The sequence below is a fragment of the Bacillus sp. P4_D3 genome (assembly GCF_056401855.1).
Genome location: NZ_JBFUIN010000859.1, coordinates 1 through 1,197, shown reverse-complemented (window position 1 = coordinate 1,197; position 1,197 = coordinate 1). Strand labels below are relative to the sequence as shown.

At 30.5% G+C, this 1,197-nt stretch carries 1 protein-coding gene; it reads right to left on the bottom strand.

Translation table 11 applies throughout. The features are described from left to right. Nucleotides 1-300: 300 nt before the first annotated feature. On the bottom strand, nt 301-876 hold the full coding sequence (locus AC1DTM_RS27410; protein WP_016105477.1) for a hypothetical protein: 576 nt from the start codon (nt 874-876) through the stop codon (nt 301-303). Between the last annotated feature and the right edge of the window lie 321 nt (nt 877-1,197).

Here is a 1,197-nt window from a genome sequence, read left to right as displayed (position 1 = left end):
AAGTTTATTTATCAGTTCTTCACTTAAAGAATTTAAGTATGTTATACATAGCTCTGCGTATTCGATATCTGCATCTTGGTCTATGTATACCAGAATATTTTGATCAAATAATTCGAAATAGGCTTCTCCTTCTAATTCGGAATTTTCATTGGTTTTAAGGTTTTTAATAGCCATTTCATTTAATACCTCCTTTAAATTGAATTTTTCTATTATAAGTAGTCTCTATTTTTTTAAGGTTATTAACTAAMTATATTTAAACTAGTCGGAACAATGTCCCCTATTTTAGATACTGTTAGATTATTAAGAGTTTGATGGATACCAAGAAAATTTTATATCGCTATCAAGTGGTTTACCGTCTATTTCCTTGTTAATTAGGCTATACCATTCGTTTAATATTTGAGCCTTTGGTAATTGAGAGGCTGGGTCATCTTCCCAGATAATGTGCGAAAACCAAGCTTTTGTTTCCCATTCAAATTGTAATTCTGCAAACGAAATTGTAGGATGATCTGCTTCGATAAAGTGTTGGTTTACRGCATCTGAAACTTCCGAAGCTTGTGGTAATAACTCATTTTTAATTCTATTTTTTATTTCCTGATTTTCTATTTGATCCCAAAAATACAATTGTCCGTTTATTTGATAAAAAATATCAAATGAAGCCTCTCCCTTTTTCATATTAAGCAATAAAAAAGCACGCTCCACATTATTTCCAGCGGCTTTTACAGTATTAATAAGTAAATTTTGTGCCATTGAGACCCAATAGCTATTGGCTTCTTCTAGTGGGGATTCAATATACAATTCTTCATCTAATTCATGGATAGTGGCCTCTTTATTGTTTACTTGTTCCACCTTTTTAAAAAATCTACTGAAAAAACCCATGATTTCTCCTCCTCTTTGTGATTTCCTTGTAATATATTTTAGTAATTAGATAATATTGACAATGCAATCATATCATTTTCACATGAGTTATGAAACCAAGCTAATGAATGGAGTTTGTTCTTGTATTTCTTACATTCATTTGAGAAACTGAATGTAAGAAATAGTTTGTTTTAAGTTGTAACGGATAGCACAGCTTCAATTTTGCAAAGATGGTGGGGAAATGGAAGAGAAAAACTTAAAAAGTAAGAAGTATTATAGAATTGCTTTTCTTGTATCAACAAGTTACATTTGGTTTTTGATTTTAGCAGTATACAGTTTAGG